23 protein-coding genes are annotated in these 19,874 nt (G+C 67.9%); 16 read left to right on the top strand and 7 right to left on the bottom strand.

Annotated features, from left to right (window positions below; genetic code table 11):
• Positions 1-5: 5 nt before the first annotated feature.
• From thpD to ehuA, 5 genes are read left to right on the top strand one after another with little or no spacing between them, the layout of a single operon-like run.
• Positions 6-947 (top strand): ectoine hydroxylase, encoded by a 942-nt coding sequence (gene thpD, locus AAFL97_RS01280; RefSeq protein ID WP_341643405.1) that lies wholly within the window; start codon positions 6-8, stop codon positions 945-947.
• On the top strand, positions 944-1,804 hold the full coding sequence (ehuB, locus tag AAFL97_RS01275; protein ID WP_341643404.1) for an ectoine/hydroxyectoine ABC transporter substrate-binding protein EhuB: 861 nt from the start codon (positions 944-946) through the stop codon (positions 1,802-1,804). Before thpD ends, ehuB begins: the two co-directional genes overlap by 4 nt.
• Positions 1,791-2,573: an ectoine/hydroxyectoine ABC transporter permease subunit EhuC gene (gene ehuC, locus AAFL97_RS01270; protein ID WP_341643403.1), complete on the top strand. Its 783-nt coding sequence runs from the start codon at positions 1,791-1,793 to the stop codon at positions 2,571-2,573. Before ehuB ends, ehuC begins: the two co-directional genes overlap by 14 nt.
• On the top strand, positions 2,570-3,244 hold the full coding sequence (gene ehuD, locus AAFL97_RS01265; protein ID WP_341643402.1) for an ectoine/hydroxyectoine ABC transporter permease subunit EhuD: 675 nt from the start codon (positions 2,570-2,572) through the stop codon (positions 3,242-3,244). Before ehuC ends, ehuD begins: the two co-directional genes overlap by 4 nt.
• Positions 3,241-4,044 carry an ectoine/hydroxyectoine ABC transporter ATP-binding protein EhuA gene (gene ehuA / locus AAFL97_RS01260; protein WP_445954457.1) on the top strand — a complete coding sequence of 268 codons (804 nt, stop codon included), beginning with the start codon at positions 3,241-3,243 and terminating at the stop codon, positions 4,042-4,044. Before ehuD ends, ehuA begins: the two co-directional genes overlap by 4 nt.
• A 10-nt stretch (positions 4,045-4,054) precedes the next feature.
• Here ehuA and AAFL97_RS01255 read toward each other — a convergent pair whose 3' ends face one another.
• Genes AAFL97_RS01255 through AAFL97_RS01245 form a run of 3 tightly spaced genes read right to left on the bottom strand, consistent with a single transcriptional unit; the run spans position 4,055 to position 5,037 of the window.
• Positions 4,055-4,573: a TlpA family protein disulfide reductase gene (locus AAFL97_RS01255; RefSeq protein WP_341643401.1), complete on the bottom strand. Its 519-nt coding sequence runs from the start codon at positions 4,571-4,573 to the stop codon at positions 4,055-4,057.
• Between the two features lie 15 nt (positions 4,574-4,588).
• A complete protein-coding gene (locus tag AAFL97_RS01250; protein ID WP_341643400.1) occupies positions 4,589-4,879 on the bottom strand; it encodes a prolipoprotein diacylglyceryl transferase family protein in 291 nt (96 codons plus the stop codon).
• Positions 4,876-5,037 carry a hypothetical protein gene (locus tag AAFL97_RS01245; RefSeq protein WP_341643399.1) on the bottom strand — a complete coding sequence of 54 codons (162 nt, stop codon included), beginning with the start codon at positions 5,035-5,037 and terminating at the stop codon, positions 4,876-4,878. Before AAFL97_RS01245 ends, AAFL97_RS01250 begins: the two co-directional genes overlap by 4 nt.
• Here AAFL97_RS01245 and AAFL97_RS01240 point away from each other — a divergent pair.
• Positions 5,020-5,856: a TlpA family protein disulfide reductase gene (locus AAFL97_RS01240; RefSeq protein WP_341643398.1), complete on the top strand. Its 837-nt coding sequence runs from the start codon at positions 5,020-5,022 to the stop codon at positions 5,854-5,856. The genes AAFL97_RS01245 and AAFL97_RS01240 overlap by 18 nt on opposite strands.
• Before the next feature lie 38 nt (positions 5,857-5,894).
• On the opposite strand, the gene AAFL97_RS01235 is transcribed toward AAFL97_RS01240, so the two are convergent.
• Both AAFL97_RS01235 and AAFL97_RS01230 read right to left on the bottom strand, forming a co-directional pair.
• On the bottom strand, positions 5,895-7,028 hold the full coding sequence (locus AAFL97_RS01235; RefSeq protein WP_341643397.1) for a sensor histidine kinase: 1,134 nt from the start codon (positions 7,026-7,028) through the stop codon (positions 5,895-5,897).
• Positions 7,001-7,228: a hypothetical protein gene (locus AAFL97_RS01230; protein ID WP_341643396.1), complete on the bottom strand. Its 228-nt coding sequence runs from the start codon at positions 7,226-7,228 to the stop codon at positions 7,001-7,003. The genes AAFL97_RS01235 and AAFL97_RS01230 overlap by 28 nt, the downstream gene beginning before the upstream one ends.
• Before the next feature lie 212 nt (positions 7,229-7,440).
• Here AAFL97_RS01230 and nosZ point away from each other — a divergent pair, with 212 nt between their 5' ends.
• The 10 genes from nosZ (at position 7,441) to AAFL97_RS01180 (ending at position 17,267) form a co-directional block, all read left to right on the top strand.
• Positions 7,441-9,393 (top strand): TAT-dependent nitrous-oxide reductase, encoded by a 1,953-nt coding sequence (gene nosZ, locus AAFL97_RS01225; protein WP_341643395.1) that lies wholly within the window; start codon positions 7,441-7,443, stop codon positions 9,391-9,393.
• A 152-nt stretch (positions 9,394-9,545) separates the two neighbouring features.
• Entirely contained in the window at positions 9,546-11,732 is a 2,187-nt protein-coding gene (locus AAFL97_RS01220; RefSeq protein ID WP_341643394.1) for a 4Fe-4S binding protein, read from the top strand.
• A gap of 19 nt (positions 11,733-11,751) precedes the next feature.
• Positions 11,752-12,177: a transcription regulator gene (locus AAFL97_RS01215; RefSeq protein ID WP_341643393.1), complete on the top strand. Its 426-nt coding sequence runs from the start codon at positions 11,752-11,754 to the stop codon at positions 12,175-12,177.
• Between the two features lie 156 nt (positions 12,178-12,333).
• Positions 12,334-13,620 (top strand): nitrous oxide reductase family maturation protein NosD, encoded by a 1,287-nt coding sequence (locus AAFL97_RS01210; protein ID WP_341643392.1) that lies wholly within the window; start codon positions 12,334-12,336, stop codon positions 13,618-13,620.
• Entirely contained in the window at positions 13,592-14,551 is a 960-nt protein-coding gene (locus AAFL97_RS01205; protein ID WP_341643391.1) for an ABC transporter ATP-binding protein, read from the top strand. Before AAFL97_RS01210 ends, AAFL97_RS01205 begins: the two co-directional genes overlap by 29 nt.
• A gap of 11 nt (positions 14,552-14,562) precedes the next feature.
• Positions 14,563-15,393 (top strand): ABC transporter permease, encoded by an 831-nt coding sequence (locus AAFL97_RS01200; RefSeq protein WP_341643390.1) that lies wholly within the window; start codon positions 14,563-14,565, stop codon positions 15,391-15,393.
• Between the two features lie 31 nt (positions 15,394-15,424).
• Positions 15,425-15,973, top strand: coding sequence for a nitrous oxide reductase accessory protein NosL (locus AAFL97_RS01195; RefSeq protein WP_341643389.1), 549 nt, complete (start codon positions 15,425-15,427; stop codon positions 15,971-15,973).
• A gap of 13 nt (positions 15,974-15,986) precedes the next feature.
• Positions 15,987-16,262 carry a hypothetical protein gene (locus tag AAFL97_RS01190; protein ID WP_341643388.1) on the top strand — a complete coding sequence of 92 codons (276 nt, stop codon included), beginning with the start codon at positions 15,987-15,989 and terminating at the stop codon, positions 16,260-16,262.
• Complete coding sequence (locus AAFL97_RS01185) at positions 16,259-16,639, top strand: hypothetical protein (protein ID WP_341643387.1); 381 nt, start codon at positions 16,259-16,261, stop codon at positions 16,637-16,639. Before AAFL97_RS01190 ends, AAFL97_RS01185 begins: the two co-directional genes overlap by 4 nt.
• Positions 16,640-16,736: 97 nt before the next feature.
• Positions 16,737-17,267, top strand: coding sequence for a nitrous oxide reductase accessory protein NosL (locus tag AAFL97_RS01180; RefSeq protein ID WP_341643386.1), 531 nt, complete (start codon positions 16,737-16,739; stop codon positions 17,265-17,267).
• 49 nt (positions 17,268-17,316) lie between these two features.
• Here AAFL97_RS01180 and AAFL97_RS01175 read toward each other — a convergent pair whose 3' ends face one another.
• Complete coding sequence (locus tag AAFL97_RS01175; RefSeq protein WP_341643385.1) at positions 17,317-18,393, bottom strand: ABC transporter substrate-binding protein; 1,077 nt, start codon at positions 18,391-18,393, stop codon at positions 17,317-17,319.
• Positions 18,394-18,442: 49 nt separating this feature from the next.
• Positions 18,443-19,852 (bottom strand): class I SAM-dependent methyltransferase, encoded by a 1,410-nt coding sequence (locus AAFL97_RS01170; RefSeq protein ID WP_341643384.1) that lies wholly within the window; start codon positions 19,850-19,852, stop codon positions 18,443-18,445.
• Positions 19,853-19,874: the final 22 nt, after the last annotated feature.

The following is a 19,874-nucleotide window of genomic DNA, read 5'->3' as shown; positions in this document are numbered from 1 at the left end:
ATGCCATGACGACGACCCTGTCACCGCAGGCCGCACAAACGCGGCCGCGGGACGACGACCGTTATCCGTCCCGCTTCTGGCCCGAGCCGCGCATCAGCGAGCGCCGGGATCCGGTGGTCCATGGCGGCGCCGGCGACGGCCCGCTGAGCGAGGCCGAGCTGCGCTTCTACCGCGACAACGGCTATCTGAGCTTCGAGCAGTTGATCGGCGCACACGAACTCGAGACCTACCTCGCCGAACTGAACGCGCTGCGCCGCGACGAAGCCGTCAGGCAGGCGGCGGAAGCCGTCATCGAACCCGACAGCGGCGAGCTGCGCTCGCTGTTCGAAGTCCACAAGCGCAGCGCCGTGCTGCGCCGGCTGTGCGCCCACCCCCGGCTGGTGGCGATCGCGCGCCAGTTGCTGGGCAGCGAGGTCTATCTGCACCAGTCGCGCATCAACTACAAGGGCGGCTTCCGCGGCAAGGAGTTCTACTGGCACTCCGATTTCGAGACCTGGCACATGGAGGACGGCGTGCCGGCGATGCGGATGCTGAGCTGCTCGGTGAGCCTGACGCCCAACACGCCGCACAACGGCCCGCTGATGATCATCCCCGGCTCGCACCAGCGCTACATCTCCTGCGTCGGCGCCACGCCCGAGGAGCACTACCTCGCCTCGCTGCGGCGCCAGGAAGTCGGCGTGCCCGACGATGCCAGCCTGAGGCGGCTGGTCGAGGACTTCGGCATCGTCGCCCCCACCGGCCCGGCCGGCTCGGTGACCTTCTTCGACTGCAACACGATGCACGGCTCGAACTCCAACATCACGCCGCTGCCGCGCAGCAACGTCTTCTTCGTCTACAACAGCGTGCACAACACGCCGGCCGCGCCCTTCTGCGGCCTGCCGCCACGGCCTTCCTTCATCGCCGAACGGCAGGACTTCACGCCCATCCAGACGGAGGCTTCACCATGAACGGGCAGCGACTCCTCCCCCGCGGCGGCCTGCTCGCCGCGCTGATCGCCACGGCGCTGGCCGGCATCGGCCCCGCCGCGGCCGAGACCACGCTGGAACGCATCCAGCGCGAAGGCAGCATCCGCGTCGGCTTCGCCAACGAGGCGCCCTACGCCTACGCCACCACCTCGGGCGAACTCACCGGCGAATCGCCCACCGTGTTCCGCCACATCATGAAGCAGCTCGGTGTCGGCAAGATCGAAGGCGTGCTGACCGAATGGGGCGCGCTGATCCCCGGCCTGAAGGCCGGGCGCTTCGATGCCATCGTCGCATCGATGTACATCACGCCCAAGCGCTGCGAGCAGGTGTTGTTCGCCAACCCCACCTACGGCGTCGGCGACGCCCTGGTGGTCAGGAAAGGCAACCCGGACGGCATCCACACCTATGCCGACGCCGCTAGCAGCGGCAAGAAGCTGGCCTTCGTCGCCGGCACGGCGGAGATCGAGCACGGCCAGCTGGCCGGCATGACACGGCAGCAGCAGATGATCGTGCCCGACTTCGCCGCCGCCGTCGCCGCAGTCAAGGCCGGCCGCGTCTCGGCCGCCGCCTTCAATGCGATGGCCGCAGGCGAGCTGGCGGGCAAGGACGAGGCGATCGAGCGCGCCGAGCCCTTCGCCTTCACCCACGAAGGCAAGCGCTATCGCGGCGAAGGCTCGTTCGCCTTCCGCCTGCAGGACACCGAACTGCGCGACGCCGTCAATCGGGAGCTCGCCAGCTTCGTCGGCAGCGAAGAACACCTGGCGATGGTGAAGGCGTTCGGCTTCGACGCCTCCAACCTTCCCGAGATGACGGCCGATCAGCATTGTGCCGGCGAATAGGACGGGTTCGGCCGGGTCTGGCCCGACCGGATCCCGTCCGGCCGCCGGCGCGCTGGCTGCGGCCGCCATCCTCGGTTTTGCCGGCGGGCTGGTCGTCCCCAGCTTCGCCGGCTTTCGCGATTTCCTGCCCGAGCTGCTGCGCGGCGCAGCGGTCACCGTGCAGGTGGCCGCCGGCGGCAGCCTGGTCGCGGTGGCGATGGCGCTGCTCGCCACCGCGGCGCGGCTGTACGCTCCGCTGCCGCTGCGCTGGCTCGCAGTCGCCTACGTCGAGCTGTTCCGCGGTACCTCCGCGCTGGTGCAACTGTTCTGGCTGTTCTTCGTGCTGCCGATGTTCGGCATCAGCCTGTCGCCGATGACGGCGGGCATTGCCGCGCTCGGCCTCAACATCGGCGCCTACGGCAGCGAGCTGATGCGCGGCGCGATCGAGGCCGTGCCGCGCGGCCAGTGGGAGGCCGCCAGCGCGCTGAACCTCGGCCGCTTGCGCACGCTGCGGCGGGTCATCCTGCCGCAGGCTTTCGTCGCCATGATCCCGCCCTGGGGCAACCTCTTCATCGAGCTGCTGAAGGCGACCTCGCTGGTCTCGCTGATCACGCTGTCCGACCTCGCCTTCAAGGCCCAGCAACTGAACCAGACGACGCTGCGCACGGTGGAAATCTTCGGCATCGTGCTGCTGATCTACCTCGCGCTGTCGCTGCTGCTGACCCTGGCCATGCGCGCGCTGGAGCGCCGCGCCGGGCGCAGGCTGCTGCGCGGCAAGGAGGCGCGTTGAACGCACACTGGGACTGGCACTACGTCCACGAGATCCTGCCGATTCTCGGCGAGGCCGCGCTGATCACGCTGCAGGCCACGCTGCTCGGCTTCGCCCTCGCGCTGGTGATCGGCCTCGTCCTCGCCATCTGCCGCATGGCGGCCAATCCGCTGGTGCGCCATGCGGCCGCCGCGGTGGTGGAGTTCATCCGCTCGACACCGCTGCTGATCCAGATCTTCTTCCTGTACTACGGCCTGCCGGAGTTCGGCCTCGCGCTCGACGCCATGCTGGCCGGCCTGATCGCGATCGGCCTGCACTACGGTGCCTACTGCGCCGAAGTCTATCGCGCCGGCATCGACAACGTGCCGCGCGGCCAGTGGGAAGCGGCGGCCGCGCTGAACCTGTCGCCGCAAGCCACCTTCCGCCGCATCATCCTGCCGCAGGCGATCCCGCCGATCGTGCCCGCCCTGGGCAACTACCTGGTCGCACTGTTCAAGGAAACGCCGCTGCTGTCGGCGATCGGCGTGCTGGAGCTGATGCAGACGGCGAAGATCCTCGGCTCCGAGAGTTTCCAATACACCGAGCCGATCACGCTGGTCGGCCTCTACTTCCTCATTTTCAGCCTGCTCTCGAGCGGACTGATCCGGCTCCTCGAACGCCGCCTCGGCGTGCGCGCCGCCTCCCGATCATGAACAACTCCACGGCCCCCTCCACCTCCGAAACACCGATGGTGCGCTTCGAGCGCGTCTCCAAGCGCTACGGCCCACTCACGGTGCTCGACCAGTTCGACCTCGACGTCGCCAGCGGCGAGAAAGTCGCCATCATCGGCCCCTCCGGCTCGGGCAAGACCACGGTGCTGCGGGTGCTGATGGCGCTCGAGCGCATCGACGACGGCGTGATCTTCATCGACGGCGAGCCGCTCACCCACATGCCGCAGGGCGACGGCCTGGTGCCGGCCGACGCCCGCCACCTGCGCAAGATGCGCAGCCGCATCGGCATGGTGTTCCAGCACTTCAACCTGTTCCCGCACATGAGCGCGGTACAGAACTGCATGGAAGCGCCGATCAGCGTGCTCGGCCTCGGCAAGGAAGAGGCCCACGCGCGCGCCGCCGAATTGCTGACCATGGTCGGGCTGGCCGACAAGCTCGACCAGCATCCCGCCCAGCTGTCCGGCGGCCAGCAGCAGCGCGTGGCGATCGCCCGGGCGCTGGCGATGCGCCCGCGCGTGATGCTGTTCGACGAAGTCACTTCGGCGCTCGACCCCGAGCTGTGCGGCGAAGTGCTGAACGTGATCCGCGAGCTGGGTTCGGCGCATCAGCTCACGATGCTGATGGTGACCCACCAGATGGGCTTCGCGCGCGAATTCGCCGACCGCGTCTGCTTCTTCGACGCCGGGCGGATCGCCGAACAGGGCAGTCCCGAGGAACTGTTCGGCTACCCGCAGCACGAGCGCACGCGGCAGTTCCTGCGCGCCGTCATGGAAGCGATCTAAGCGCGGCCTATCAGGGGTTCGGGACTTGCCCGAAACGGCGCATCAGCGTGCTCCTGAGGCTGGCGGTCGTCAGCTCGCCCATGTGGGTATCCACCAGCCTTCCCTGTTCATCGAAGAACAAGGTGGTGGGCAGGCCGCGCGAACCGAAGACCTGCATGGCCCGGGACGAGGGGTCGAGCAGCACATCCTTGAGCCTCAACTGCTCGCCTTGCAGGAAAGCGAGCGCCTGCTGCGCGCTTTCCCCCTGGTTGAGCATGACGAAGGCGAGCTGCGGGAAATCCTGCTGCGCCTGCTCGAACACCGGCATCTCGCGGCGGCAAGGCGGGCACCAGCTCGCCCACAGGTTGAGCACGACCGGCCGCCCTGCATAAGCACTCAAGCTGAGCGGCCGGGCATCGAGCGTGCTCACCTGCACCTCGGGCAGCGGCGGCCCGGACTGGTGCAGCAGCGCCAACACCCCGCCGCCGGCGAACCAGCCCAGCACGCCCGCCGCGATGCCCGCGACGACGGGGATGCGCAGCGCGGACATCGTGCGGCTTCGCCATCAGACGAGCAGCAGGGCCGCGACAACGCCGATCCACCAGGTGAAGCCGCCGTCGCCGATGGCGATCATGGAAGCCGGCGCCGCGGCGTATTCCTCCCACCACTGCGCGATATGGCCCAGGCGGGCGGCCAGCAGGCCCCAGAACACACTGTCGAACAGCAGCCCGCCAGCCGCCTTCCTGTACGCCCCGTCCGGCAGGCGCCTGGCGATCAGGCGCGCCACTGCCCAGGCCAGCAGCACGGCGCAGAAGACGATGACGACCCGGACCGGGAACGGACCGACGCCGATCATGTCGCGACTGCTTCATTCAAGCCGTAGAGGAAGGCATGCATATCGGCGCTGCGTGCCCGTTCACTGCATGCCAGGGCGTTTTCACGTACGCTGGACGAGGAGATGATCTGGATGTGTTGCATGGCATCGAAGTGTGAAGCATGAATCCGGTACAGCATATCGGCTTCCTGGCATTGCCATGGCCCCTGCTGCTCGCCGCCGGAGCCGCGGCCCTGGGTTTCGCGGTCGGCATGCTTCTGGACCGGCGCCAGGCCGCCGGGTTCTGGGCAGTGGCCTGGCGGGTGCTGCTGGCCACGCTGCTTGCCGCGCGGCTGGCTTTCGTGTTCGAGTATCGCGATAGCTATCTGCAGGCGCCGCTGGACATCCTGGACATCCGCGACGGCGGCTGGAATGGCCAGATCGGCGTGATCGCCGGCTGGCTCTACGCCCTGGCGCCGATGCGCAGGCAGCCATCCTTGCGCCGGCCGCTGATGGCGGGCATGGGCAGCGCCACCGCCGCCTGGGTGCTTGCCTCTGCGGCGCTGCTGCTGCACGCGGGCGACGACATCCGCGTTTCCGCGGCCATCGCCCGGACCCTGGACGGCACGCAGGTCGAACTGCAGTCCTTCTCGGGCAAGCCGGCCGTGGTCAATCTCTGGGCGACCTGGTGTCCGCCGTGCCGCCACGAAATGCCCTTGCTGCAACGGGCACAGGTCGAGTATCCACAGGTTCATTTCGTCTTCCTGAACCAGGGTGAACCCGCCGGAGACGTACAGCGCTTCCTCGACAGCCAGCAACTCGAGCTGCGCCACGTGCTACTCGACCCCAAAGGCCGGGCAAGTGCCAGTCTGGGCGGGCAGACGGGATTGCCCACCACATTGTTTTTCGATGCCCGGGGGCGCCTGGCCGCACGCTACGTCGGCGAGCTTTCGCACGACACGCTGGAGCGCTTGCTGGGCAGAATCGGCGTCCATCAGGCGCCTGCAGCAGCCCGGTGACGCTCGCCGGCAAGCACGGAATCCCGCGATGTTAGCGATCAGGACGGACGCAGCGGCACGGCAACACGTGCGATGGTGCCGCCGCCGGGGCGGGCAAGGAACGCCAGCCGGCCGCCGTGATGCTCGACCGCCGCATGCGCCAGCATCAGGCCGACGCCCATGCCTTCGGCGTGGCTGCCGAGCGGAGCATGGCGCGCTGCCTCGAGCCGTGCGTCGTCGATGCCGGGGCCGCGGTCCAGCACCTCGATGCGCAGCATGCCGCCGTCCGGCACGGCACGCACTTCCACCGCGGCGCCGGCCCGGCCTGCCGCCGCGTTGGCGTTGGCCGCGTTGTCGATGAGGTTCTGCAGCGCTTCGGCCAGGCTCGCGTCGGCGACGAGGCTGAGCGCGGACAGTTCGGGCGCGATGTCCAGCCGCAGGCCGGCTTCCGGGCGCAGGCGCTGCCAGCGCACCGCCGTCTCATGCAGCCAGGACCCGGCGCATTCCGCGCCGCCGCCTTCGGCACGCTGGCGGCCGGCCTCGCGCGTCAGGCTGTTGAGGATTTCGCGGCAATGCTCCAGCTGCTCGCGCATCACGCCGAGGTCTTCGCGCACCTCGGCATCCAGCTCCTTCCGCCGCAGGAGCTCCCCGGTCAGGATGCGCAGCGTGCCGAGCGGCGTCCCCAGCCGATGCGCGGCCCCCGCGGCCAGATTGCCCAGGCCGACGACGTAGGCGTCGCGCGCCCGCGCCGCGCGCGCCTCGGCCAGTGCGGCTTCGCCTTTCGTCAGTTCGGCATTGAGCCGGACGATGAACCACACCACGATCGCCGCGGCCAGCGAGAAGCTGAGCCACATGCCGGCCAGATGCCACTGCATCGCGGTGGCGGCATCGGCCAGTTGCACCGGGTGATGGAACTCCCACAGGGCCGCATAGATGCCGACCGCCACCGCGGCCAGCGCCCAGGCCTGGCGCGCAGGCAGGATCGACGCCCCCACCGCCACCACCGGCAGCAGCAGCGCAGCGGCGGGGTTGGTGACACCGCCACCGAAATACAGGAAAGCACCCCAGCCGAGCAGATCAAACAGCAGTTGCGCGAAGGCACCGCGCCGCCCATCGAGCCAGCGCGCCGGACCGGCGAGCAGCAGCAGGTTCGCCACCGCGAGGATCAGCGCCACGCCCAGCAGCGGCTGCACGGGTGATCCGGCGCCAGCAGCGGAAACACCAGCGCCGCCATCGCCACCATGGCGGCGACCGACAGCCAGCGCAGGTGCAGCAGGCGGCTGCCGCCGGTGCGCAGCGCGGCGATCTCGGGCTCGGCAGCCGCGGCGCCAGCGGGCTGCGGCTCGGTGGCGGCAGGCAGCGGGGTGTCGGGCTGGCGATGCAGTTGCTTCATTCAAATGAAATCCAGTACGGGGAGATACAGATACGGTTCGGGCGGAACGAGCATCCTTAACGCAGATCAAGGATCGCGGCTCCGGCCCGATCTAGAGTGGCCCTGCGACAAAACGCCGCAGGGCATCTTGTCAGAGGCATCCACTCCGCAAACAGGCGGGATGCGGATGTCCGGACGAACACCGATCAAGCCAGAACGGGAGCGACACGATCATGAACGAAGTAGTGAAGATGGACCAGGCCGGCACGATGCCCGACCCGAGCCGCCGCAAGTTCCTCAACACCGCCGCCTTCGCCGGACTGGCCGGTGCCGGCCTGTCGGTCGGGCTTTCGGCATGCAACAACGAATCCGCCCCGGCCGCGGCACCCGCAGCCACGCCCGCCGCTCCTGCTGCGGCCCCGGCTGCCGCGCACAGCTCGGTCCACCTGCAGCCGGGCGAGCTCGACACCTACTACGGCTTCTGGAGCGGCGGCCACACCGGCGACTTCCGCGTGCTGGGCCTGCCGTCCGGCCGCGAGCTGCACCGCGTGCCCTGCTTCAACCCCGACGCGCTGGTGGGCTGGGGCATCACCAACGAATCGAAGGAAGTCATGGGCACCAAGGCCGACGGCAGCCTGCGCTACACCGTCGCCGACACCCACCACACCCATGCCTCCTACAAGGACGGCAACTACGACGGCCGCTACGCCTGGATCAACGACAAGATCAACAGCCGCCTGGCCCGCATCCGCCTCGACTACCTGATCTGCGACAAGATCACTCAGCTGCCCAACGTGCAGGGCTTCCACGGCATCTTCCCGGACAAGCGCGACCCGGTCGACCCCGCGATCAACTACACCACCCGCGTGTTCTGCGGCGCCGAATTCCACATTCCGCTGCCCAACGACGGCCGCGACCTCGACAGCCCGGAGAAATACCGCACGCTGTTCTCGTGCGTCGACGCCGAATCCATGGAAGTGCGCTGGCAGGTGCTGATCGACGGCAACTGCGACCTCGCCGCCACCTCCTACGACGGCAAGCTGGCGGCCACCAACCAGTACAACACCGAAGGCGGCCACCACTACGAAGGCATGATGTCGGCCGAACGCGACGCCTGCCTGTTCTTCAACATCGCCCGCATCGAGCAGGCGGTCAAGGACGGCAAGTTCACCACCATCGGCAGCTCCAAGGTGCCGGTCGTCGACGGCACCAAGGACGCCAATACCGACCCGACCACCGCGCTGGTGGCCTACGTGTCGGTGCCGAAGAACCCGCACGGCGTCAATGCCAGCCCGGACGGCAAGTACTTCATCTGCGCCGGCAAGCTGTCGCCGACCGGTACCGTGATCGAACTCGCCAAGGTGCTCGACTGGTTCGACGGCAAGCTCGACGACGTCGACAAGACCATCGTCGCCGAAGTCGAACTCGGCCTCGGCCCGCTGCACACCGCCTTCGACGGCCGCGGCAACGCCTACACCACGCTGTTCCTCGACAGCCAGATCGTGAAGTGGAACGTCGATGCGGCAATCAAGTTCCATGCCGGCGACACCAGCGTGCAGTACGTCGTCGATCGCCTGGACGTGCATTACCAGCCCGGCCACATCAACGCCTCGCAGTCCGAGACCATGTTCGCCGACGGCAAGTGGCTGTGCGTGGGTTGCAAGTTCTCCAAGGACCGCTTCCTGCCGGTCGGCCCGCTGCACGCCGAAACCGAGCAGCTCGTCGATATCTCGGGCGACAAGATGGTGCTGATGGCCGACCACCCGGTCCGCCCCGAACCGCACGACTTCATCATCTTCAAGCGCGAGCTGCTGCAGCCGAAGCAGGTCTATGACCTCAACGAGTTCCCGAACGCGGTCAAGGATCCGAAGGAAGCCGGCGTGTTCCGCGACGGCAACAAGGTCACGGTCAAGATCACCTCGCTGGCGCCGGCTTTCGAGCCGCGCGAGTTCAAGGTCAAGGTCGGCGACGAGGTCACCGTGATCCTGACCAACCTGGACAAGATCGAGGATCTGACCCACGGCTTCGCGATTCCCAACTACAACATCAACTTCATCGTCAATCCGCAGGAGACCAAGTCGGTCACCTTCAAGGCCGACCAGGCTGGCGTGTTCTGGTGCTACTGCACGCACTTCTGCCATGCGCTGCACCTCGAAATGCGCAGCCGCATGATCGTCGAAGCCTGACGGTCGCACTCCGGCAACACACGGAACACAGGGGGCGCCAGCCCCTGTGGCTTTTCCGGGCCCCGGCGCAGCCCGGCAGGAATTGATCCGCGACAAATACAGCGCCGTTCCGCTTTCCTAGACTTCATCGCAATTCCCTTATGGAGAGCGCCATGAAGCTGCTGTCCGCACTGCGCGACTCCCTGTCCGCCCTGCTCCTCACCGCCGCTATCGCCGGCACCGCGGCCCCTGCGCTGGCCCAGACTGCGTACGAAGCCAAGCTGCCGCCCGAGGTCAATACCGCACCGGCACTGTGCGACCACGTGCCCTGTAGCGAAGTACTGCCCGGCGCGACGCGCTTTTCCGAGCGCAAGGGCCAGCCTTTCTACGTCGAGGGTTATGCCGAGGAGAACGGCACGCGCAAGCTGGTCGGCTACGTCGTGCTGTCGACCGACGTCACCGACACCCCGGCCTATTCCGGCAAGCCGGTGATCACGCTGATCGGCCTGACTCCCGACGGCCACTTCGCCGGCATCAAGATCCTCAAGCACTCCGAGCCCATCCTGCTGCTCGGCATTCCCGAGTCCGCGCTGGTCAAGTTCAACGACCAGTACCTAGGCAAGTTCGTCGGCGACAACATCGAGATCGGCCGCTCCCGCCCCGACGAGGACATCATCGGCCTGGACGCCATCTCGGGCGCCACCGTGACGGTCATCGCGCAGAACCAGGTGATGATGATGTCGGGCGCGGCGGTCGGCCGCCAGGTCGGCATCCTCGAAGCGACCGTGCGGCCGCAGGCGAACTTCGTCGACCGCGGCCGTGCGCTCGACTGGGACACCATGGTCAAGGAAGGCGTGGTCCAGCGCCTGGCGGTGATGCCCGAACAGGTCGGCCTCGAGCGCAGCAGCGAACCCTTCATCGAGCTGTGGTACGGCTACCTGAACCACCCCGAAGTCGGCCGCGCGATCATGGGCGAAGCCGGCTGGCGCACGCTGATGGGCCGGCTGGCCGAAGGCGAGCACGCGCTGTTCGTGATCCGCACCCGCGGCAACGAATCCTTCAAGGGCTCGGGCTTCGTGCGCGGCGGCATCTACGACCGCATCCAGGTCCGCCAGGGCCAGGACGCCTTCACCTTCCGCGACCTCGACTACCTGAACCTGTACGGCCTGTCCGCGCCCGGCGCGCCGGCCTTCAACGAATCCGGCATCTTCATCGTGCGCTCGCCGGCCTTCTCCGGCGCCTTCCCGTGGAAGTTCATCTTCCTCGGCAACCGCGTCGACCGCGCCACCGGCGCCCGCACCTTCGTCAATTTCGACCGCGAATACTGGCTGCCGGCGGCCTACCTGGAAGGCGGCCGCCCGGTGGTCAAGAAACCCGACGCGCCCTGGGTTCGCATCTGGAAGACGCGGGCAGTGGAAATCGGCCTGTTCTCCGCGCTGCTGCTGATGGTGGCAGTGGCCTACGCCAACCGCGACGCGCTGACGCGGCGCTCGACGCGCAAGAACAAGTGGCCGGTCAACGTGTTCAAGTACACCGCCTGGGTCGTCAGCATCGGCTTCGTCGGCTTCGGCCTGCTCGCCCAGCCCTCGATCACGCAGGTGCTGACCTGGTTCCACTCGCTGCTGTTCCAGTGGCAGTGGGAGCTGTTCCTGACCGATCCCTTCATCTTCCTGTTCTGGATCTTCATCATCGTCACCGTGTTCGTGTGGGGCCGCGGGCTGTTCTGCGGCTGGCTGTGCCCCTTCGGCTCGCTGTCCGAGCTGCTGCACAAGATCGGCACCGCGGTCGGCCTGAAGCGCTTCCAGTTCGAGATGCCGGCGAAATGGCACCACAAGCTGAAGTGGCTGAAATACTTCATCTTCTTCGGCCTGCTGGCGGTGTCGATGTTCTCGATGGGGCTGGCGGAGAAGCTCGCCGAAGTCGAGCCGTTCAAGACCACCTTCCTGGTCGGCATGTTCAACCGCAGCTGGCCCTACACGCTGTTCGCCGCCGGCCTGCTGGGGCTGTCGATCTTCACCGAACGGCCGTTCTGCAAATACCTGTGCCCGCTCGGCGCCGCGCTGGCAATGCCTTCGACCTTCCGCTGGTACGGCCTGCGCCGCAAGCAGGAATGCGACAGCTGCAAGGCCTGCGCGAAGGGCTGCGGTTCGCACGCGATCGACGAGAACGGCCGCATCGACCACCGCGAATGCATGCTGTGCCTGGACTGCATGGTGCTCTACACCGACGAGCACGCCTGCCCGCCGCTGGCGCAGGAACGCAAGCGCCGCACCAAGGCCGGCCTGCCGCTGACGCCGATCGGCAGGGACGGCTACTACATCCCGATCAAGCCGGTCGCGCCCACCGCGCCCCGCGCCTGACCTTCAAGGAGAACCGACCATGGCCGATCCACGCATCCTGACCGAGCCGGTCGAACCGCCCTACGCCGGCGAAGGCGCCGCCGCTCGCCTGCTGGCCGAAATCCGCGACCACCTGTGGCCCTGGAGCCGCAACGGCTTCCAGCGCCAGCGCTTCATCCAGGCCGCCGGCCTGGCGCTCGCGCTCGCTGCCAGCGTGGCCTGGGTGCTGGCAGCGATGGGCGACATGACGCCCGGCGCCATCATCGGCTGGTGGTTCGGCTGGAGCGTGTTCGAAGTGGCCGTGCGCATGGGCTCCAAGCCCTACGTCAAGGACGGCCCGTGGTGGGGCCGGCGCTACCGCCAGGCAAGCCTGATGGACATGGTCTGCTATGTCGGCTTCAAGAACCTGCTGATCGGCGCCACGCTGTTCCTGGCGCTGAAGAGCCTGGGGCTGATCCAGCTCTGACGCCGCGGTGGCTGGCGTCTGCCGCCAGGCCAGTGCAAGGGCTGCCCCATGCCTTGCCAATGGCATCAGCATCCCCTCCCCCGCTTCACCAAGATCAAGGAAGGCTGCGCAAGCGTCCGCTTATACTGAGCGCCATCGTCCAACGCCATCCACGCAATGCGTCTTGCCCGCCGCCTTCTCCATGCCCTCGCCGCCGCCAGCCTGCTCGCGGCGCTCGCCGCCCCGGCAGCGGCCGCGGTGTGGCGGGTGAAAGCGGGCGAATCCATCCAGGCCGCGATCGACCGCGCCGCACCGGGCGACACCATCGAAGTCGAGCGCGCCCGCTACGTCGAGAACCTGCTGATCACCCAGCCGCTGACCTTGCGCGGCATCGACCGGCCGACGATATCGGGCGGCCTGCGCGGCGACACCATCCGCATCAAAGCCGAGAACGTGACGATCGAAGGCCTGATCATCGCCGACTCCGGCGCCAGCCTGCGCGAGCAGAACGCCGGCATCTACGTCTGGCCGGGTTCGCACCATACCGTGGTGCGCAACTGCGATTTCTCCTACACGCTGTTCGGGCTGTGGATCGAGCAGTCGAACGACGTGCTGATCGAAGGCAACCTGATCACCGGCAAGCGCGAGCTGCGCTCCTCGCAGCGCGGCAACGGCATCCAGCTCTACAACACGCGCCGCGCCCGCATCATCGGCAACAACGTCAGCTTCGTGCGCGACGCGCTCTACGTCGATGTCTCGCACGACGCCCTGTTCCGCGACAACCGCCTGCACCACAGCCGCTACGGCACGCACTACATGAACGCCTACGACAACGTCTGGGAAGGCAACGACAGCTGGATGAACCGCGGCGGCCTGGCGCTGATGGAAGTGCGCCGCCTGACCGTGCGCAACAACCGCGCCTGGGCCAACTCGGACCACGGCATCATGCTGCGCACCATCCAGGACTCGGTGATCGAGAACAACGTCGTCGCCGGCAACCAGCGCGGCTTCTTCATCTACGACGCCGAGTACAACGAGCTGCGCGGCAACTCGGTGATCGACAACCGCGTCGGCATCCACCTGTGGGCGGGCTCGAAGAACAACAAGGTGGAAGGCAACGACTTCATCGCCAACCGCGAGCAGGTGCGCTACGTCGGCGCCCGCGACATGGTCTGGGGCGAGCAGCAGGGCAACCACTGGAGCAACTACCTCGGCTGGGACCGCGACGGCGACGGCGCGGGCGACGTCCAGTACGAGGCCAACGACATGGTGGACCGCCTGTCCTGGCGCCACCCGATGATGAAGCTGCTGCTGGCCAGCCCCGCGGTGCAGACGCTGCGCCTGGTCGGCCAGCAGTTCCCGCTGCTGCGCGCGCCCAGCATCGTCGACCCCAAGCCGCAGATGCAGCCGCACAACCCCGACTGGAGCCCATGGCGTGGCCGATATTTCCCCCGCTCCGAGTGACACGACCCGCAACACCGCCCGCGCGGTGATCGCCGCCCGCGGCGTGCGCAAGCACTATGGCGCCATCCACGCGGTCGATGGCGTCGATCTCGACGTGCACGAAGGCGAACTGTTCGGCCTGATCGGCCACAACGGCGCCGGCAAGAGCACGCTGTTCAAGATGATGCTCGGCCTGATCCCGCTTTCCGCCGGCGAGATCCGCATCGACGGCGCACCGGTGAATGGCGCCGGCGGCGACTTCCGCGCGGTGCGGCGCAAGATCGGCTACCTGCCCGAGAACGTGGTGCTGTACGACAACCTCACCGGGCTGGAGACGCTGCACTTCTTCGCCAAGCTCAAAGGCGTATCCGGGCAGAATCATGCCACCCTGCTCGAACGCGTCGGCCTCGCGCACGCCGCCCGCCGGCGCGTGCGCGAGTACTCCAAGGGCATGCGCCAGCGCCTCGGCTTCGCCCAGGCCCTGCTCGGCAGCCCGCGTATCCTGTTCCTCGACGAACCCACCACCGGCCTCGACCCGGAGGCGATCCGCGGCTTCTACGCCATCCTGCGCCAGTTGAAGAGCCAGGGCGTGACGATGGTGATCACCTCGCACATCCTCGCCGAGATTCAGGAGCGCGTGGACCGGCTGGCGATCATGACCGCCGGCAAGGTGCAGGCCAGCGGCACGGTGCAGGCGCTGCGCGAGCAGATGGACCTGCCCTTGTGGTTCAGCGTGCGGGTGGCGCCGGAGGATTTCGAGGCCGTGCGTGCCGCGCTCGGTTGCCTGCCGGTCGGCGCGATCGAGGCGCGCGACGATCACGTCGCGGTGCAGTGCCCGCGCGAGGCCAAGATGGCGGTGATCGCCGCGCTGGCCGCGCTCGGCGACAAGGTGCGTGATCTGAGCGTGCGCGAACCTTCGCTCGAAGACGTGTTCTTCGGCTTTTCGGACTAAAGGGGCGGACCATGGAGTTGTCGCAGATCGCCGCCATTGCCGGCAAGGAATTCTGGGATCGCATCCGCAACCGCTGGGTGCTGGCGGTGGCGCTGGTGTTCACCGCCTTTGCGCTGTCGATCGCTTATTTCGGTGCCGCCCAGCAGGGCGCGGTGGGTTTTCGCTCGATCGAGGTGACCATCGCCAGCCTGGTCAGCCTGGTGATCTATCTGATCCCGCTGATCGCGCTGGTGCTCGGCTTCGATGCGATCGTCGGCGAGCGCGAGCGCGGTTCGCTCGACCTGCTGCTGTCGATGCCGATCACGCGGCTGGAGCTGCTGCTGGGCAAGTACCTCGGCCTGGCCGGGGCGCTGGCCTTTTCCACCATCGCCGGCTTCGGCCTGGTCGGAGTGGTGCTGTCGGCGCAGCTCGATCTGAATGCCTTGTACCACTACCTGGGCTTCATGCTCAGTTCGGTGCTGCTCGGCTGCGCCTTCCTGAGCCTGGCGGTGATGCTGTCGGTGTTCGCCGCCGACCGCACCCGCGCTTCGGGCCTGGCGATCGCGATGTGGTTCTTCTTCGTGCTGATCTTCGATCTGCTGCTGCTCGGCGTGCTGGTCGTCACCGCCGGCCAGTGGGGCGGCGAGGCCCTGCCCTACCTGCTGCTGCTCAATCCGGCCGACGTCTTCCGCATCCTCAACATCTTCTCGCTCGAGGACGTGCGCTCGCTGTACGGCCTGGCCACCGTGTTCCCGTCCGCGCTGGCCAAGCCCTGGCTGCTCGGGCTGGTGATGGCGGGCTGGATCGTGCTGCCGCTGGCGATCGCCGCCTGGCGCTTCCGCCTCGGCGCGAGCCGCGCCTGACAACCCAAGATTGCGACAGGAGAACAGACATGTGCACACCCACGACTGCCGCCACAGCCATTTTGACCGGCGCCGCTTCCTGGTCGCCGGCGCCGCCGCCGGCCTGCTCGCCGCCTGCGGTGGCACGGATAGCGGCAGCGGCTCGGTCGTTGCGCTCGAGATCGACCGCAGCACCAGTTGCGCGCTCGACGGCATGCTGCTGGCCGATTACCCCGGGCCCAAGGCGCAGATCCACTACGCCGGCGTGGCCGAGCCCGATTGGTTCTGCGACACGCTGGAGATGTTCAACATCCACCTGAGCCCGGAGCAGGCGCGCCGCGTCACCGGCATCTTCGTGCAGGACATGGGCAAGGCCGACTGGGACGCGCCGGTCGGGCACTGGATCGATGCCCGCCAGGCCTTCTACGTCTTCGGCTCGAAGCGGCTGGGTTCGATGGGACCGACCGCCGCCTCCTTCGCCACCGAGGCCGATGCCCAGGCCTTCGCCACTCAGCATGGCGGCAAGGTGCTGAAGTTCAGTGAAGTCACGCCGGACATGGCCATCCTCGATGGCGGCGCGCTGCACGACCAATCCATGTAAACAAGGCCATCACATGAGCGCAACGATCTACGACGCCCTTCCCCCCGAAGCCGCCCCCGAGCTCGAACGGCTCGCCCGCCTGGTCTATGAAACGCGCGAGCACCGGCGCGCGGTGCTGCAGGCCGTCGGCGCAGCGGACGAACAGACCCTGCTCCAGCGCATCATCGACGGCGGCATCGACGAACACCCTGCCTACGAACACTACCTGGCGGCGCGCATCCTCGCCGATACGCACGAGGCCGCGCGCGAAGCGATGGCCATCAGCCTGAAGGAGCTCAACCAGCGATGAAGCTGCATACGGCCATCCTCGAACACATCGGGCGCGAACATGCGGACGCGCTCGCCGCGCCCCCACGGCTCACCCAGGACGCGCTGACCATCACCCTGCGCAACGGCGTCACGCTGACCGTGCGCTACGCTGCGCCCGACGCCTATTCGCTGCGCTGGAACAGCGGGCCGGACACCCTGGAGATGGGCATCAACACCGCTCCGATCCACCCCCACCTGTCCACTCATCCCAACCACTTGCTCCGCAGCGACGGCACGGCGGCGGCCGACCCGATCACCCGCATCGACGCCAGCCCCGAAGCCAACGTCGGCGCGCTGATCACCGCCCTCATGCGCGATCCCCTCATCGGCGCCACGCCTCCCGCCTCGCAGCCATGAACCTCACCGGCAGCCGCCCCTGCTGCTCGGTGCCGCGGTCCTCTGCACGGCGACGGCCGGCGCGCTGTTCGCGCAATTCGCAGCCAAGGGCAAAACGGTGGAATTCGTCCCGCCCGCCGAGGACATCTGCATCGTTGCGCCGGCGCGAGTGTCGGCCGCCCATCCCTACGACCCCGCATCCGGCCTGGACATGCTTGCAGCGCGCCCGGTACCGGCGGATGCGCGCTGCCCGGTGTGCGGCATGTACCCGGCACGCTTCCCGAACTGGGCGGCGCAGCTCATCTTCAGCGACGGCTCGGCGCATTTCTTCGATTCGCCGGTCGACCTCTTCGTCTTCCTGGACGAGCCGGCGCGCTTCGACGCCAGGCACACCGCGGAAGACGCCGCCGCGCTCTACGTCGCCGACCACCGCAGCGGCGGCTGGCTCGACGCGCGCAAGGCCGTCTTCGTCATCGGCTCCGGCGTGCGCGGCCCGATGCGCGGCCCCGATCTGCCGGCCTTCGCCGAAGCGGCCGCCGCCCAGGCCTTCATCGCCGAACACGGCGGCCGCGCCCTGGCCTTCGACGAAATCGACCGCAGCACGGTCCACGACTTGCGCAACGCCGCCCACGGCGGGCACGGACACTGACCGGGAAGGGCCGGGCTCCACGGTCGAGCACCCGCTGCCCGTCCGGCCATCACCTGCGCATGTCCGCTCCCTTTCCGGCATCGAAGGCGGCCTTGACCTGCCGCACGCTCTTTTCCAGCAAGCCCAGGCCGCCTGCCATCAGGTACCAGTTGGCGCCGTCCTGGTCGAGAAACACCACTTTTCCTTCCCGCCATGCCTTGCTGTTGGCAATGGCGGGCGTGGCGGCCATCGTCTGGGCGGCTTTGGCCTCGCCGAACGCGGCATTGCGGTCCACGACGAACAGCCAGTCCGGCTCCCTGGCCATCACCTCGGACAGATAGCGCTCCTCGGCAGCCTGCCGCTCTTTCTGCGCGGCCTCCGCCGCCGCCTTGGCCTCGGGGCCGTCATCCGCCGACGCGGCGGCCTGGGGCCTCCCGGTGCTCAAGCCCTGGCCCTCGTCCGGCCGCAGCGCGGGACGAATGCCGACCAGTTCATAGATCATGCCGAAGCGGGCATCCGGCTGCTGGGGCATCACGCGGTTGCCCACGGCGAACATCACCAGCCCCGTGCCCTGCTTGGCGGCCTGTTCGCGGAGCGCTCGGATTTCGCCCAACAGCGCATGCAGTCTGTCTCCGGCTTCTTTCTCGCGGCCGAAGGCCGCGCCGACGGTCAGGATGTTCTGGGCAACACTGGCCACCAGACTGGTGTTGCTGACCGACAGGTCGACGATGGGGGCGATGCCTTTCAGTTCGTCGAGCTGTCCGCCGCCCCGCCCGTCGACGATGATGAGATCGGGCCGAAGATCCTTGATCCCGGCAATCCTCGGATCGGCACCGCCATCCCGGGCCGCGGCGGGAAGCCGCACATATCGATCACCGGAATATCTGGCGACCAGATGTGCGGGCCAGCGGACGGTCGACTCCCCCGAAGGTGGAGCCGGAACCGCTGCCAGATCGACGCCAAGGGCGTCGAGGGTATCCAGCGCCGCCAGGCCGAGCACCGCCACCTTGCGGGGCACAGCCGGAAGTTCGGCAACACCCTGCACATGCGGAACCTTGCGCGATTCGGCTTGCACAGCCGAGGGGGCGCCTGAAAGCAGCGACAGGACAACACCTGCTGCGAGCATGCAACGGCTCGATATTTTCATGTCTTCTCTCCTTTGGACTGTACAAAAGCGTTTGATCGATGAATCGCGGTCACGACCCGAGCCACTCGAGCCGCAACATGTCTCCGGCGCTGCCATCCGGTACCGGAATCGCCGAGCCGATCGCAGCGGCGGCCAGGATCGGGCCGCTGAACGGAGCCGGCGACCGGGCAAGCACGGCGTTGAGGCGTGATGCGCACTCGGCACCGCCGGCCGAGTGCGCATCAGGGCGCAGGAACTGCAGCCAGCCGGCCCAGGCCAGGATTTGCAGCAGCAGATTGACGAAGCCCGGCCGCCGGGCATAGGCAGACAAGCCGGCCAGATCGGCATAACTGCACGGGCCGTCCTGCAGCAGGGCAAGCAGCGGCGCGACATCCCCCATCGGCAGGCTCACCGGCCCGATGCGGCTCGAGAACGTGATGCTTCCCCGTGCGGGAATCGGCCCGGCCGGCGCCGCGGGCAGCAGGCAGACACGCTGTCCGAGCAGCCCGGTCTGATGGGCCGGGTCGCTCAGCAGGTTGCCGCCGGGGCGCCGGCGCTGATAGATGTCGCAGCGCTGGGTCTGGTTGCGTGCGAGATCCTTGAAGGTTTCGACTACCGCCGCATCGGCACCGCTGCGGCGCAGTTCCTCGAGCATGCCCTGTGTCGCCGGCGGCATCGATGCGGAATCGATGTTCTCGCAGGGCGCTGCACTGCCGGCATATTCGCAACCGGCTTCGGCAAGCTCGGCCATGACGTCGGCGGTGTGCAGCACGTCCCAGTGTTCATTGAGATATTCGTGAGCGAGAAAGGCCGCAGTGGCGTCATCGATGGGCTGCGTTGCAGGCAGCATGCCCGGATGATCCTGAAAATAGCCCGCGCCGGCGTCCGACATGCGCTGCAGGAAGGCCATCGCGCTGCGTGCCTTGTCCGCGCTGGTGCAGGACGAATCCGCCGCCACCATGCGCATCAGCCGCCGCGCAGCGGCGAACGATGCGAAGCCGGGATGGCTGAGATAAGACAGGTAGAGCACGCCGCCCGGCTTGAGCTTCCGGGCGACGATGCGGCGAATGGCGGTCCTGGCCTCGGCAGAGACCCACGAATACACGCCATGGACGACGAGAAAGTCACATGCGGGAATGCCGTTCTCGGACGCTTCGAGCACCTGCTCGAAGCCCAGGCAATGGAAGCACGCATTGCCGACCCCGGCATCGCGGGCCAGGGCGCGCCCTTGTTCGATGGCCTGGGCATTGAAATCGATGCCGATGAAGCGTCCTTGCGGATTGGTGGCGGCGCCCACCACCACGTCCAGCCCGGAACCGCAACCCAGCTCCAGCCAGGTGTAGGGCCGTGTCAGATCGGGGGCACGCCGCCCGAGTGCAGTCAGGATCGCGGCACTCCATGCGGGCATGGTTTCCCGGTGGAAATGCCACGGATAGCCGGTGTCGGTGATGTAGCCCGGAGCGGAGGAAGAGCGGGTCATGTGATGAAATGGCGGGCAGACG

It is taken from the genome of Thauera sp. SDU_THAU2 (genome assembly GCF_038260575.1).
Taxonomy (GTDB): Bacteria; Pseudomonadota; Gammaproteobacteria; order Burkholderiales; family Rhodocyclaceae; genus Thauera.
This window is presented reverse-complemented; position numbering and strand designations above follow the sequence as displayed.